Raw genomic sequence first — 13,670 nt, 5'->3', positions numbered from 1 at the left:
AACGAGTTTCACGGCGCACCCCGCATCCCGCCCAACGCAGGTCGCCCCGTAGCGAAGCGAAGGGGTCGTGGGCAGTTTGGGGCGCGCTTCTTTGCCTACTTTCTTATCGCGCGATAAGAAAGTAGGTCGGCCGCCGGGCCGAACCCCGGCCTCGAAAAACAACCACCCGGCAGGGGCAAAAAACAGAACCCAAAGACCTACTCAGCCACCTGCCTCAACGTATCCATCACAGGCCTCCTCAACACCTCCCGCAACGCCCACCACCCCGCCATCCAGGCCAGCAAGGCCCCGGCAACAGCCCCCGCCAGCGGAGCCCACCAGGGCACGGTCCAGTTGAACTCGAACACCCAGCGCGCCAGGGCCCAGCCCACGGCACCGGCCGCGCAGCTGGCCAGGAAACCCGCCAGCAGGCCCACGCCGGCCAGCTCGGCGCGCTGCACCTGCGCCAGCAGCCGGGCCTGGGCACCGACGGCGCGCATGATGGCGTACTCGCGGGCGCGCTCCTCGCGCGTGGCGGTGACGGCGGCGAAGAGCACGACCAGGCCGGCGGCCAGGGTGAAGCCGAAGAGGAATTCCACCGCGCGTATCACCTGGTCCAGCACGCGCTGCACCTGGGCCAGCGTGGTGCTCAGGTCCACGTTGGTGATGTTGGGAAACTCGCGCACCAGGGCGTTGTCGAAGCCCGCCACGTCCGGCGCGCGGTAGGCGGCCAGGTAGCTGACAGCCACGTCGTCCAGGTGGTCCACAGGATAGATGACGAAGAAGTTGGCCCGCATCGATCCCCAGTCCACCTTGCGCAGGCTGGTGATGCGCGCCTCGCTGGGCACGCCGCCCACGTCGAAGCCCAGCGTGTCGCCGAGCTTGAGGCCCAGAGTCTCGGCAATGCCGTCCTCCACGCTGATCTCGCCCTTGGCGCCAGGCGTCCAGGTGCCCGCCGTGATCAGGTTGTGTGCGGGCGCCTGCGCCGTGGTGGAGAGATTGAACTCCCGGTCCACCAGGCGCTTGGCACGGTCTTCGCTGAAGTCGTCGGGGCTGACCGACTTGCCGTTGACGGTCACCAGACGCCCCCGGATCATGGGGAACCAGTCATAGGAGGTGACGCCAGCCTTGTCCAGCGCCGCGCGGAAACCGTCGGCCTGCTCGGGCTGCACGTTGATGACGAAGCGGTTGGGCGCATTGGCCGGCGTGGCCTGGCGCCAGCTGCCGATGAGGTCGGTGCGCAGCAGCACCAGCAGCATGAGCGCCAGCAGCCCCACGGCCAGGCTGCTGATCTGCACCACGGCATAGGCGGGGCGCGCGGCGATCTGGCGCGTGGCCAGCACCAGCCAGCGCGGCGCCGTGCTCTCGTGCACCAGGCGGCGCAGCACCTGCACGGCCAGCCAGCCCAGTGCCGCGAACAGCAGCACGGCCACGGCAAAGCCACCCACGGCGATCAGGCCCAGCTTGATGTCGCGGCTGGCCGCCAGCAGCAAGGCCGCAAAGCCTGCCACGCCCACGGCCAGCACCACCACCGAGGCAGGCTTGAGCGCGCCCAGGTCGCGGCGCATGACGCGCAGCGGCGGCACGCGCGCCAGCTGCAGCACGGGCGGCAGGCCAAAGGCCAGCAGCAGGGTCAGCCCCATGCCCACGCCGAAGGCCGCAGGCCACAGGCCCGGTGCGGGCAAGGCGGTTTCCACCAGCCCGGCCAGCAGCAGCACGAAGACATGGTGGATGGCCCAGCCCAGCAGCACGCCAGCGGCGCTGGAGGCCAGGCCGACCAGCACGAACTCCACGGTGTAGGCGCCCGCGATGCGCCGCTGGCTCTGGCCGAGCACGCGCAGCATGGCCGAGGCGTCGAGGTGGCTGTTGGCAAAGCCGCGCGCAGCCAGGGCCACGGCCACGGCCGACAGCAGCGCCGCCAGCAGGGCGACCAGGCTCAGGAATTTCTCGGCGCGGTCCAGCGTCTGGCGCATCTCGGGGCGGCCGCTGTCCAGCGACTCCACGCGCACGCCATGCACGCCGGGCGCCTTGGCCTGCTGCTCGGCCCAGACGCGGTAGCGCTGCACGGCCGGCTCGGAGCCATCACCCGCGCCGGCCACGGCCAGGCGGTAGGTGATGCGGCTGGCCGGCTGCACCAGGCCTGTGGCGGCAAGGTCGGCGGAGGCGATCATCACGCGCGGCGCAAAGTTCATGAAGCCTGCGCCCCGGTCGGGCTCGATGGAGATGATGCGCGCCACGCGCAGTTGGGCGTCGCCCAGCAGCAGCATGTCCCCCACGCCTATGCCCAGCGACTCCAGCAGCGGCGCATCGACCCAGGCCTCGCCCCGCGCCGGTATCTCGCGCGTGGCCCGGTCGGCCGCGCCGGGGGCATCGGCCACGCGCAGGCTGCCGCGCAGCGGATAGCCTTCGGGCACGCTCTTGAGCGCCACCAGGCGGCTCATGCCGCCTTGCGCGTCGCTGGCGCGCGCCATGGTCGGGAAGCTGGATGTCTCCAGGGCCTGCAGCCCTTCGGCGCGTGCGCGCTCGGCAAAGGCCGGCGCCGTGGGGTTGTCGCCGACCACGACCACGTCGCCGCCCAGCAGCTGGCGCGCATCGCGCTGTAGCCCCGCCTGCAGCCGGTCGGCAAAAAAGCCCACCGAACTGAGCGCGGCCACGGCCAGCATCACGGCGACGATCAACAGGCGCAACTCGCCCGCGCGCAGGTCGCGCCACAGGGTGCGCCAACCCAGGGTCCATGCAGAAGATCCATTCATGCCGCGCAGATTAGCGCAGGCGAAGATGGGCACCCGGGCGCCACGGCTATTGGCACGGCTATTGGCACGGCCGTTCAGAACTATTGGCACGGCCGTTCAGAACATCAGCCGCAGGCCCAGGTCCAGCCCGAGCGCGCCGGCCGGCTGCATGCCGCCCGTGGTCAGGTAGCCGGGCTGGGGCAGGATGGCCGGGTTGCTGACCACCAGCGGCGTCACGCCCATAACGCCCGGGTTGTTGCGCCCGTTGCCCACGCTGATGCGCGACACCGTGGCGTACAGCGCCGTGCGTTTGGACAGCGGGTGCACATAGCCCAGGGCGAGCTTGTTCACCGAGGAATCGCCGTCGGCCAGGCCCTGGCCATTCCTGAACTGCACACGTGCATAGGAGGCGCGCAGCGCCCCCTGGCCCACGGGGATATTCACGCCGGCCAGCACGCCCAGATAGCGGTCGTTGATGGCGGCCAGCGTGCCGGCGTCGCGCCGCTCGTTGCGCACGCCGGACCATTCGCCAAACAGCTTGACCGGGCCGAAGTCATAGGAGCCGCCCAGGTTCAGCGACCGGATCTTTTCCGCGCCGGCGCCCGAGGTGCCCAGGGTGTTCTCGCCATAGCCCAGCGCCACATCGGCCGCCCCCATGGCCCAGCCGATGCGGGCACCCGCGTAGCGCCCCCGCTTCGAGCTGTTCTCGGGGAAGGCGTACATGGCCTGCCCGTAGACGCCGCCCAGGCCCGGCGGCAGGAAATAGCCGATGGAATTGCCTGCGCGCAGATAGGTGTCCGTGCCCGCCGACAGCCCGCCGCCCAGCAGGCCGCCCGTGGCCAGCGCGCGGGCGATGGCCAGGTTGCTGTTGACCACGGCGATCAGGTTGGTGCCCACGCCGTTGACGGTGAAGGGGTCGAAGGCCCAGTCGTTCAGAAACGAAGGCGTGTGGTCGCGCCCCATGCGCAGCTCGCCCAGGCGCCCGGACAGGCCGATGGTGGCGCGCCGCCCGAAGTTGAGCGCGCCGCCGCCCGTGTCATTGGCCACCGGCGCCTCCAGCCACAGGCCGGCCATGAGGCCGCCGCCCAGGTCTTCGCTGGCGCGTATGCCGATGCGGCTGGCCAGGTTGCCCGAAGGCGACAGCGCCCAGGTGCTTTGCCGCGCCGAGCGCGCGGGGCCCGCGTCCCAGGATTCGCTGCGCACGCTGTAGCGGCTGACGCCGGCGTCCATCACGCCGAACAGCGTGACCGAGGTGGGCGCCTGGGCGGCGGCCGCGCCTGTCAGACACAGCAGGCCCAGCGCGTGCAGGCCGCAGGGATGGGGGTGAAGTCGGGGCATGGGGGTCTCCTGTTCATCGTGGGGCTGGCGCGGTCCTGCGCCACGAATCGACTCTAGGAAAGCCATCGCGCCGCTTCTTGGCAGTTCATGCCAACGGTTTTGCAATTCACGACATGCGCGGGTTGCCCTGGTCAGGGTTGCCATGGATTTGTCCCAACAAGGCAAATGCCTGTCCCCCAATGGCAAGTCCCGGGAAAGCGGGCTTTCGATACTGGATGCCAGAACACGGAACAAGGAGACACGGATATGAGACTGCCCCACGCCATCGCCACGCTGCTCGCGGGCTGCGCCATCACCATCGCCATCGCCGGCACGGCCTGGAGCCGCCAGCCGCTCAGGCTCATCGTTCCCGCACCGCCGGGCGGCACCATGGACATCGTGGCGCGCGTCGTGGGCCAGCAGCTCGCGTCTGAAACAGGCCAGGCCGTGGTGATAGACAACCGCCCGGGCGCAGGCGGCCTGCTGGGCATGCAGACCCTGCTGCAGGCGCCCTCCGATGGGCAGACGCTGCTGGTGGGCGCAAGCAATCTGCTGGCCGAGATCCCCCATGTGATCAAGATGCCGTTCGATCCGCTCAAGGACCTGGTGCCCCTGGCCTCGCTGGCCCGCTCGGGCGTGGTGCTGGTGGCCGGGGCCAGCCAGCCCGCCCAGGACATGCAGGAGCTGCTCGCGCAGCTCAAGGCACGCAAAGGCCAGACCAGCTTTGCCAGCTACAGCCCCGGCACCGTGTCGCACTACGCCGGCCTGATCCTCAGCGACAAGGCGGGCCTGGACCTGCAGCACGTGGGCTACGCGGGCTCGCCGCCGGCCGTGCAGGCCCTGCTGGGCGGCCAGGTGGACGTCATGTTCGACGGCATGCTGACCTCGGTGCCCCTGATCAGGGCCGGCAAGCTGCGTGCCTACGCGTTCTCCGGCCCCCGGCGTTCGCGCCACCTGCCCCAGGTGCCGACCACCGCCGAACTCGGCTACCCCGAGCTGCAGTTTCGCGGCTGGGTGGGCCTGATCGTGCCGGCCCGCCTGCCGCCCGAAACCATGGAACGCCTGCGCGCCGCCATCGGGAAAGCGGCCAGCGCGCCGGCCGTGCAGCAAAAACTCTCCGACGTGGGGCTGGAGCCCGAGGTGCTCACCGACACCGCCGCACTGCAGCGCGAGACACGCCAGATGTCCGAGCGCAACGCCGGCATCGTGAAGAAATACCAGATCACCGCGAACTGACTTCCAGGGAAACACCGACCATGCAGATCCGACAGATCACCCCCGCCATCGGCGCCGAAATATCCGGCATCCATCTCGGCGATGCCGCACGCGACGCCGCACTGTTCGCGGACATCCGCGCCGCGCTGCTGACCCATCGCGTGCTGTTCTTCCGGGACCAGGACATCACGCGCGCCGAACATGTGGCCTTTGCCAGCCGCTTCGGCCCACTGGAGGACCATCCCGTGGCAGGCAGCGATCCCGAGCACCCTGGCCTGGTGCGCATCTACCGCAGCGACGATCCGCACAGCTACGAAAACACCTGGCACTGCGATGGCCTGTGGCGCCCCAACCCGGCCATGGGCGCGGTGCTGCGCTGCATAGAGTGCCCGCCGATCGGCGGCGACACCATCTGGGTCAACATGGTCAAGGCCTACGAGGAGCTGCCCGAGAGCATCAAGCGCAGCATCGACGGCCTGCGCGCCAAGGCCGGCATAGAGCACACCTTCGGTGCCGTGATGGCGCCCGAGGCGCGCGCGCGGCTGGCCAGCGAGCACCCGCCCGTGGAGCATCCCGTGGTGCGCACCCACCCCGAGACCGGCGAGAAGCTGCTGTTCGTGGGCGCGGGCTTCAGCACCCACTTCGTCAACTACAGCACGCCCGAGAACGTGCGCCACGGCATAGACAAGGCGCCCGGCGCCGCGCTGCTGATGAACTACCTGATCAGCCGCGCCACGATTCCCGAATACCAGGTGCGCTGGTCCTGGAAGCCCGGCGACGTGGCCGTCTGGGACAACCGCAGCACCCAGCACTACGCGCTCAACGACTACTACCCGGCGCCCCGCCGCATGGAGCGCGCGGGCATCGTCGGCGACATCCCGCGCTGAGGCCCTGCACCGACTCTTTCCACACCCACCCCTCACCCCCACCCACCGGAGCGTCCCATGAATTTTCTCGATGGCCACCTGTTCCCCGAAAACCAGCAGCCCCTGATCATCACGGCCGCGCCCTATGCGCCCTCGTGGCTGCCCTCGGACTTTCCCGGCGAGATCGCCGTGACCATGGACGAGCAGATCCAGAAGGCCGTGGACTGCTACAACGCCGGCGCCACCGTGCTGCACCTGCATGTGCGCGAGCTCGACGGCAAAGGCAGCAAGCGTTTGTCGAAGTTCAACGAGCTGATCGCCGGCGTGCGTGCGCGCGTGCCCGAGATGATCATCCAGGTGGGCGGATCGATCAGCTTTGCGCCGGAGACCGAAGGCGCGGCCGCCAAGTGGCTGTCCGATGACACGCGCCACATGCTGGCCGAGCTGGAACCCGTGCCCGACCAGGTCACGGTGACCGTCAATACCTCGCAGATGAACGTGACGGAGCAGGCCGAGGACGCGGACTTCAGGGGCACCTCGCGCGAGAAGCCCGCCATCTTCGACGCCTACAAGGAGATGACCGTGCCCGCCCAGCCCGGCTGGGCCGAGGAGCACATCCGGCGCCTGTCGGCCGCCGGCATCCAGAGCGCCTTCCAGTGCTACAACATCAACAGCTTCGAGTCCGTGGAGCGGCTCATGCGCCGCGGCATCTACAAGGGCCCGCTGGTGATGAACTGGGTGGCGATCGGCGGCGGCATGGACGCGCCCAGCATCTACAGCCTGGCCAATTTCGTGCGCGCCGTGCCCGACGGCGCCGTGCTCACCGTGGAAAGCAATGTCCGCAACGTGCTGCCCGTGAACATGATGGGCATCGCCATGGGCCTGCACGTGCGCTGCGGCACCGAGGACTGCCTGTGGAACCAGTCGCGCAGCGCCAAGGCCAGCACGGTCTCCCAGATCGAGCAGCTGGTGCGCATCGCGCGCGAGTTCGGCCGCCCCATCGCCACGGCGCAACAGGCGCGCGCCATCAGCAAGATTGGCGTGTTCTACGACACCCCCGAAGAGACATTGGCGGCCAACGGCTTCGCGCCCAACCGCAACGGCGGCAACCAGGGATTTCTGCGCAAGACCGCCTGACGCACTAGGCCTCGCCAACCCGTCCCTGCCCCCGCCTGCGCCAGTCCGAGACGCTGGCGCCGAAAGCGGCCCGGAACCAGTGGCAAAAGCCGCTGGGCGCGGCAAACCCCAGCAGGCCCGCCACCTCGCCCAGGGGCTGGCCACCGTCTTGCAGATGGCGCAGCACCAGTTCCCTGCGGAGGGTGTCGAGCAGTGCCGAGAAAGTCTGCCCCTCCGCAAGCAGGCGGCGGTGCAGCGTGCGGCGGTCCATTCCCAGGTGGCGCGCCACCTGCTGGGCCGTGCAGCGGCCGCCCGGCAGCAATGCAATGATCAGCTCCCTGCAGGCCGCCTGCATGCCTTCACCCCGGCTGCGCAGCGCCTGCTCCAAATGGCTTCGCGCAAAGCGCGCAACGCCCGAGCCCTGCGCCTGGCCGCATTCGCGCAGCAGTTGCAGATCCGCCAGGCGGCAGACCATGCCGTTGAAAGGCTGGTCAAACAAAGGGGTCACGCCGAAGAAGGCACGGTGGGCCGATGCATCGGCCGGTGCGCGGTGTACGAAGCTGACCTGCTGCGGGCGCCACTGGGCGCCGATCAGCTCGCGCAGCACGCGAAACATCACGCCCACCGCCAGCTCCATGGACTGGCGCATGGCCATGCCCGCGATGGGCACCAGGTCCTGGCGCACCAGCACCCCGGAACCCGCGTCCTCGATGCGTACGAACATGCCCGCACTCAGCAGCTTGAGGTAGCGGCACAGCGTGTCCAGCGCCTGGCGCGGCGTGGGCTCTTGCTGCAGCACAAGGCTGATGGGGCCCAGGTGGGACAGGCTGCGCCGCGCCGCCAGGCGCAGCGCGAAATCCTGCGTTCCCGTGGTGCGCGCGGCCACCTCCAGCAGCTCGCGCACGGCATGGATGGGAATCAGCGTCTCCGGGTCGTCGAGCAGGCGCGCCGACAGTCCCGCCGCGCGCACAAGGACGGCGGGATCATGGCCCAGGCTTTTCACCAGGTCGGCATAGCCATGCAGGCTGGCACTGCGGATCAGGCCGCAGGTGACGGGCCTGCGGCCTGCGGCCACGGTGCCGAAGGCATGGAGCGCAGGGGTCTGCATGGCAGGTCCATTTCAGGGAATCAGCACCGTCGCGCCCGTGGTGCGGCGCGACTCCAGCGCCCGGTGCGCCTGGGCCGCATCGGCCAGCGCAAAGCTTTGCTGGGGCTCGCTGGCGATGCGCCCGGCCAGCACATGGTCGAACAGCTCGTGCGCCATCTCCAGCATGTGGGCGCGCGGCTGGATGTAGTGCACCATCGCGGGCCGCGTCATCCAGATCGATCCCTTGGAGGCCAGCAGCTGGGAGTCCACCACCACCGAGCCCGACGAGGTGCCGTTGCTGACCAGCCGGCCGCGCGGCTGCAGGCAGTCCAGCGAATCCATGAGCGTGTCCTTGCCCACCGAGTCATAGACCACGGGCACGCCCTTGCCGCCCGTGATCTCCATCACGCGAGCGACGGTGTTCTCGCGCGAGGTCACGATGACGTGGGCGCAACCGTTGGCGCGCGCGGCGGCGGCCTTCTCGTCGGTGCTCACCGTGCCGATCATGGTCACGCCCAGGGCACGCGCCCACTGGCAGGCGATCAGCCCCACGCCGCCGGCCGCCGCGTGGTAGAGGATGGTTTCGCCCCCCTGCAGCGGATGGACCTGGCGGAACAGGTACTGCGCCGTCATGCCCTTCATCATCAGCGTGGCCGCAGTGCGGTCGCTGATGCCGTCGGGCAGCGGGATCAGCACATCGGCCGGCATCACGCGCACATCGCTGTAGGCGCCCTGCGGGCCCATCAGGTAGCCCACGCGGTCGCCGGGCCGCACTTCGGTCACGCCCTCCCCCACGGCCTCGACCACGCCCACGGCGTCCGAGCCCAGGCCGTTGGGCAGGGCCAGCGGATAGCGGCCCGTGCGGAAATAGATGTCGATGAAGTTGACGGCGATGAAGCTGTGGCGCACGCGCGCCTGGCCGGGTCCCGGCGCGCCGGCCTCGGCATGCTCCAGCCTGAGCACCTCGGGGCCGCCGGTGGTATGAAAGCGTATGGCCTTTGCCATGGAGTCTCCTTGTGTAGCGCCTGGGTGGGGCGCCCTGCATCAGTTGAGCCGGATGTCGAAGTTCCGGACGATCTCGGCATTGCGCTCGAACTCGGCGCGCAGGTCGGTGGACATCTGCTCCAGCGAGCGATCGCCTTCGACGGGCTCGAAGCCCGTGCCCGCATAGCGTTCGCGCACGGCCTTGCGGGCGTTGACCCGGGCCAGCGCGCCGTGGATCTTCTCCAGCAGCGGGCGCGGCGTCTGCGCCGAGGCGAACACGCCGCTCCAGTTGCTGAAATCCACCTCGGGGTAGCCCAGCTCGGCCAGCGTGGGCACCTGCGGGTAGTCGGGCAGCCGGCTCTTGTAGGCCACGGCCAGCAGCCTGACCTTGCCGCCCGCGATCAGCGGCTTGGAGGTGACCGATCCGTCGAACATCAGCGGGATCTGGTTGCCCATGACCTGGGCCAGCGCGGGCGCCGAGCCCGGGAAGGCCACATGCTCCATGTCCAGGTGGGCCCTTCTGTTGAGGATGGCGCCCGCGTACTGCGAGGCCGTGCCCTGGCTGTACGAGGCGAACGACAGCGTGCCCGGGTGGGCCTTCACGTAGGCGATGGCCTCGGCCCCGTCGCGCGCGGGAAACTGCGGCGAGGCGATGAACAGCATCACCGAGCGCGCCATCTGCGCCACGGGCCGCACGTCCTTCATGGGGTCGAAGCCGACCTTGAGCACATGGGGCACCTCGGTGAGGATGTTGGTCACCGTCACCAGCAGCGTGCTGCCGTCGGCCGGCTGGGACAGCATGTGCTTGACGGCGATGGCGCCACCGGCGCCGGGCCGGTTCTCCACGATGACGGGCTGGCGTATCTCCTGCGCCAGTTGGTCGCTGATGATGCGCGCGAACACATCGATGGTGCCGCCGGGCGGCGCCGGCACGATGAGCCGGACCGGCTTGTCGCCGAAGGCGTGGGCGCCACCGGCCAGCAGCGAGGCGGCCAGGGCGATGGCAGTCCAGGGGGGCATGCGTTGCATCATGGGCTCCCGGTTCAGGCGGCCTTGCGCAGAAACCCCTGCTGGGCGCCGTTGCGGTTGGGCGCGAAGCCGTTGGCCGCCAGCGTCTCTTCCACGGTGCCGTAGAACTGGCCGATCCGGCAGATCTCCCGAGCCTGCTGCGCCGTGGCGATGGGGCGGCCGAACTCGCCTGCGATGCGCACCAGCTGCTCGATCTGCGCCACCGTGCCCATCTTGACCGTGCGGCGCTGGTTCCAGAGGTTGTCCTCGGTACCGCAGCGCACGTGCAGCCCCATGGCAATGCCCATCATGTTCACGGGCAGCACGTTAAGCACCGAGCTTTCCACGGTGAGCACGGCGCCGTCGGGCACGGCGCGCACGAAGTTGGCCAGGCTGTAGATGCTGGGCGCGTCCATGCCGCCGCCGATCGCCACCCAGTTCATCACCAGCGGGCCCTTGTAGATGCCGCGGCGCATGAGCCGCTCCACCGACTCGAAGCTGTTGATGTTGTAGCACTGGAAGGCGCTCTGGATGCCGGCGGCCGACAGGCGCCGGATGTGCTCCTCGGCCCAGCCGGGCTGGGCGGGCACGGTCATCTCCCTGTAGGCATTGAAGACGGCCGGGTCCTCCATGGAGGTGCCGCGTATGTCGCGCGCATCGAACTGCTCCAGGAAATTCATCTGCGAGGTATTGATGGTCACCGTGACCTGGTCGGGCACGGGCTCCAGCTCGGCCAGCATGTGGCGCGTGTCATCGGACAGCCACTTGGCGGCCGCGCCTTCGGTCTCCGGCGCGAAGCTGATGGAGCCGCCCACCTGGATGATCATCTCGGGCACACGCGCACGCACGCCGGCGATCAGCTCGTTGAACTTCGACAAACGCTTGCTGCCTTTGCCGTCCAGCTCGCGCACATGCAGGTGCAGCACGGTGGCGCCGGCGTTGTAGCAGTCCACGGCCTTCTGGATCTGCTCGTCCATGGTCACGGCGATCTCGCCGGGAAAGTCCGAGGGCAGCCACGAGGGCGCATAGGGCGCGGCCGTGATGATCAGGGGCTGCTGGTTTTCGGGGAACAGGTGGCCGTCGAGAAAGTTCATGGCATGTCTCCTTGTGTCGTGATCGTGGTTCAGAAGGTCGGCGTGCCGACGATGCCCGCGCGTTCCATCTTCCGGTGGCTGGGCGGGTAGTCCATGGCCGCATAGTGCTGGGTGGCGCGGTTGTCCCAGATCGCCACGCTGCCCGCCCGCCAGCGCCAGCGCACCTGGTACTCGGGAATGGCAGCCTGGCCGATCAGGTACTGCAGCAGGCCGGAGGCGCCCTGCGTGAAGTCCTGGCCCACGCGCACATTGGCGGGCGTATGGAAATTGGTGAAATGCGTGGTGAAGCCGTTCACGAACAGCACCTTCTCGCCGGTCTCGGGATGGGTGCGCACCACGGGATGCTCGGCATCGGGGTACTGGGCCTTGAGCGCCAGCCGCCTTTCGATGGGCATGGCCGCACCGAACGTGCATTCGATGCTGTGGCGCGCGCGCAGCGGCGCGATCAGCGCCTTGACGGCGTCCGGCAGGCGTTCGTAGGCCAGCGCCATGTTGGCCCACAGGGTGTCGCCGCCCACGGGCGGGCATTCCACGCAGTGCAGCACGCAGCCCATGGGTGGCGCCTCGCGCCATGTGGCGTCGCAGTGCCAGGAATTCTCGTAGCGGTCGTTGGGCTGCTCGGGCGTCCTGTAGATACGCACCAGGCCCGGATGCTCGGGGTCGCTGCCGGCCACCGGATGATCCTCCAGCTCGCCGAAGCGCCGCGCAAAGGCCACGTGCTCGGCGCGCGCCAGGCCCTGGTCGCGCAGGAACAGCACCTTGTGGCGCAGCAGCGCTGCCCGGATCTCCGAGAAAAGCGCGTCGTCGCGCACCGCGTCGGCCAGCTGCACGCCGAGCAATTCGGCGCCGATGGCGCATGTCATGGGCTCTATGCGCATGCCTGTCTCCTGTCATTGTTGTGAAGGCCCGTGGCGGCACGGTCCGCCCGGCGTGGGGCCGGTCTCTGCAATGTAGGAAAACCCGGTTCCGCGGACTATGCAAGCCATGCCATCCTCTTTGCATTTCGTGCCACCACGCCACGGACTGACAGGAGGGCAAGCATGGTCACCATGGTGCGCGCGGCGGCCTTGACCCATTTTTCGGACGTCATGCGCGAACTGGGCGGCGACCCCGACAAGGCACTGCGCCAGGCCGGCCTGCGGCCCGCGCTGCTGCGCGAGCAGGACCAGCTGATCGACGTGGCCATCGTCGCGCGCCTGCTGGAAGACGCGGCCCAGTCCACGGGCTGCGAGTCCCTGGGCCTGCGCATGGCCCGGCACCGCCAGCTGTCGAGCTTCGGCGCCGTGAGCCTGCTACTGCAGCACCAGCCCACGCTGCGCCATGCGCTGGACACGCTGGTCGCGCACATGCACCTGGTCAACGAATCGCTGCTGATCCACCTGGAGGATGCAGGGGACATCGTCATCCTGCGCGAGGACTTCGTCCTGCACGGCGCCATGCGCCAGTCCGTGGAACTGGCCATGGGCGTGCTGTGGCGCATGTGCGAGGCATTGCTGCGCGAGCGCTGGCGGCCGCAGGGCGTCAGCTTCAGCCACGCGCCACCGGCCGACCTGTCCGAGCACCGCCGCATGTTCCGCTGCCGCATCACGTTCGGCGCCGAGTTCAACGGCATCGCCTGCCGCGCCGCCGACTTGGACGAGCCCAACCCGCTGGCCGACCCCGCGCTGGCGCGCTATGCGCTGCGGCTGGTGGAGGCCATGCCGGCCCACCGTGCCGCCTCCGTGGGCCACCAGGCGCGCCGGGTCATCTACCTGCTGCTGCCCTCGGGCAACGCCACCTGCGCGGGCGTGGCGCAGGGCATGGGGCGCAGCCTGCGCACGCTGCAGCGCGAACTGGACCGAGAGGGCCTGAGCTTCAGCGAGCTGCTGACCGAAGTGCGCCACGAACTGGCCCTGCGCTACCTGGACCACCCCCACTACAGCGTGGGCCAGGTCGCCGCCATGCTCGGCTATGCCAGCCACAGCGCCTTCACGCGCTGGTTCGCTGCGCAATTCGGTTGCGCGCCCGAGGCCTGGCGCAGCCGCGCGCAGGGACTGCCTCGCGCCTGACGCACCCAGCGTTCCTGGCGCACCTGGCGGACCTGGCGCACTTGATCGCACTTGACGCACCACCACGGCGCACCCCGCCCCTGCGCGGTGCGGCGGGCGCATTGCGGTGCACGCTGTCTGCGCACCAGACAGCGTGCACCACGGGCAGGCACCGCGCAGCGGTGCTGGCACGGCACTTGCATTGGCAGCCCTGACCCGCCGGCCCTGGCCTGCGGCCCGCAAAA

General features: G+C 69.5%; 11 protein-coding genes. 4 read left to right on the top strand and 7 right to left on the bottom strand.

The features are described from left to right. Window positions 1–197 precede the first annotated feature (197 nt). A complete protein-coding gene (locus ACF8ML_RS15705) occupies window positions 198–2,732 on the bottom strand; it encodes an ABC transporter permease (RefSeq protein WP_047325963.1) in 2,535 nt (844 codons plus the stop codon). A 96-nt stretch (window positions 2,733–2,828) separates the two neighbouring features. Continuing rightward, entirely contained in the window at window positions 2,829–4,049 is a 1,221-nt protein-coding gene (locus ACF8ML_RS15700) for a porin (RefSeq protein WP_392407363.1), read from the bottom strand. A 246-nt stretch (window positions 4,050–4,295) separates the two neighbouring features. Here ACF8ML_RS15700 and ACF8ML_RS15695 point away from each other — a divergent pair, with 246 nt between their 5' ends. From ACF8ML_RS15695 to ACF8ML_RS15685, 3 genes are read left to right on the top strand one after another with little or no spacing between them, the layout of a single operon-like run. Beyond that, entirely contained in the window at window positions 4,296–5,264 is a 969-nt protein-coding gene (locus ACF8ML_RS15695; RefSeq protein ID WP_017407306.1) for a tripartite tricarboxylate transporter substrate binding protein, read from the top strand. 20 nt (window positions 5,265–5,284) lie between these two features. Next, on the top strand, window positions 5,285–6,130 hold the full coding sequence (locus ACF8ML_RS15690; RefSeq protein WP_016450763.1) for a TauD/TfdA family dioxygenase: 846 nt from the start codon (window positions 5,285–5,287) through the stop codon (window positions 6,128–6,130). A gap of 57 nt (window positions 6,131–6,187) precedes the next feature. Next, on the top strand, window positions 6,188–7,246 hold the full coding sequence (locus ACF8ML_RS15685; RefSeq protein WP_392407361.1) for a 3-keto-5-aminohexanoate cleavage protein: 1,059 nt from the start codon (window positions 6,188–6,190) through the stop codon (window positions 7,244–7,246). A 4-nt stretch (window positions 7,247–7,250) separates the two neighbouring features. Here ACF8ML_RS15685 and ACF8ML_RS15680 read toward each other — a convergent pair whose 3' ends face one another. From ACF8ML_RS15680 to ACF8ML_RS15660, 5 genes are read right to left on the bottom strand one after another with little or no spacing between them, the layout of a single operon-like run. Continuing rightward, entirely contained in the window at window positions 7,251–8,333 is a 1,083-nt protein-coding gene (locus ACF8ML_RS15680) for an AraC family transcriptional regulator (RefSeq protein WP_151019813.1), read from the bottom strand. A gap of 12 nt (window positions 8,334–8,345) precedes the next feature. Continuing rightward, window positions 8,346–9,317 (bottom strand): quinone oxidoreductase family protein, encoded by a 972-nt coding sequence (locus ACF8ML_RS15675; RefSeq protein ID WP_392407360.1) that lies wholly within the window; start codon window positions 9,315–9,317, stop codon window positions 8,346–8,348. A gap of 39 nt (window positions 9,318–9,356) precedes the next feature. Continuing rightward, window positions 9,357–10,325: a tripartite tricarboxylate transporter substrate binding protein gene (locus tag ACF8ML_RS15670; protein WP_026062972.1), complete on the bottom strand. Its 969-nt coding sequence runs from the start codon at window positions 10,323–10,325 to the stop codon at window positions 9,357–9,359. Window positions 10,326–10,339: 14 nt separating this feature from the next. Then, entirely contained in the window at window positions 10,340–11,398 is a 1,059-nt protein-coding gene (locus ACF8ML_RS15665; protein ID WP_392407359.1) for a 3-keto-5-aminohexanoate cleavage protein, read from the bottom strand. A gap of 29 nt (window positions 11,399–11,427) precedes the next feature. Next, on the bottom strand, window positions 11,428–12,276 hold the full coding sequence (locus tag ACF8ML_RS15660) for a TauD/TfdA dioxygenase family protein (RefSeq protein ID WP_392407358.1): 849 nt from the start codon (window positions 12,274–12,276) through the stop codon (window positions 11,428–11,430). A 162-nt stretch (window positions 12,277–12,438) separates the two neighbouring features. Here ACF8ML_RS15660 and ACF8ML_RS15655 point away from each other — a divergent pair, with 162 nt between their 5' ends. Then, complete coding sequence (locus ACF8ML_RS15655; protein WP_047219233.1) at window positions 12,439–13,446, top strand: AraC family transcriptional regulator; 1,008 nt, start codon at window positions 12,439–12,441, stop codon at window positions 13,444–13,446. Window positions 13,447–13,670 lie beyond the last annotated feature (224 nt).

Source organism: Delftia sp. WSY_10 (assembly GCF_043104705.1).
In the GTDB taxonomy this organism is placed as follows: Bacteria; Pseudomonadota; Gammaproteobacteria; order Burkholderiales; family Burkholderiaceae_C; genus Comamonas; species Comamonas tsuruhatensis.
This window is presented reverse-complemented; position numbering and strand designations above follow the sequence as displayed.

Coding starts and splice junctions, on each gene's coding strand:
- ACF8ML_RS15665 (WP_392407359.1), bottom strand. CDS start 11,398: ATGAACTTTCTCGACGGCCACCTGTTCCCCGAAAACCAGCAGCCCCTG.
- ACF8ML_RS15675 (WP_392407360.1), bottom strand. CDS start 9,317: ATGGCAAAGGCCATACGCTTTCATACCACCGGCGGCCCCGAGGTGCTC.
- ACF8ML_RS15690 (WP_016450763.1), top strand. CDS start 5,285: ATGCAGATCCGACAGATCACCCCCGCCATCGGCGCCGAAATATCCGGC.
- ACF8ML_RS15655 (WP_047219233.1), top strand. CDS start 12,439: ATGGTCACCATGGTGCGCGCGGCGGCCTTGACCCATTTTTCGGACGTC.
- ACF8ML_RS15695 (WP_017407306.1), top strand. CDS start 4,296: ATGAGACTGCCCCACGCCATCGCCACGCTGCTCGCGGGCTGCGCCATC.
- ACF8ML_RS15705 (WP_047325963.1), bottom strand. CDS start 2,732: ATGAATGGATCTTCTGCATGGACCCTGGGTTGGCGCACCCTGTGGCGC.
- ACF8ML_RS15660 (WP_392407358.1), bottom strand. CDS start 12,276: ATGCGCATAGAGCCCATGACATGCGCCATCGGCGCCGAATTGCTCGGC.
- ACF8ML_RS15685 (WP_392407361.1), top strand. CDS start 6,188: ATGAATTTTCTCGATGGCCACCTGTTCCCCGAAAACCAGCAGCCCCTG.
- ACF8ML_RS15680 (WP_151019813.1), bottom strand. CDS start 8,333: ATGCAGACCCCTGCGCTCCATGCCTTCGGCACCGTGGCCGCAGGCCGC.
- ACF8ML_RS15670 (WP_026062972.1), bottom strand. CDS start 10,325: ATGCAACGCATGCCCCCCTGGACTGCCATCGCCCTGGCCGCCTCGCTG.
- ACF8ML_RS15700 (WP_392407363.1), bottom strand. CDS start 4,049: ATGCCCCGACTTCACCCCCATCCCTGCGGCCTGCACGCGCTGGGCCTG.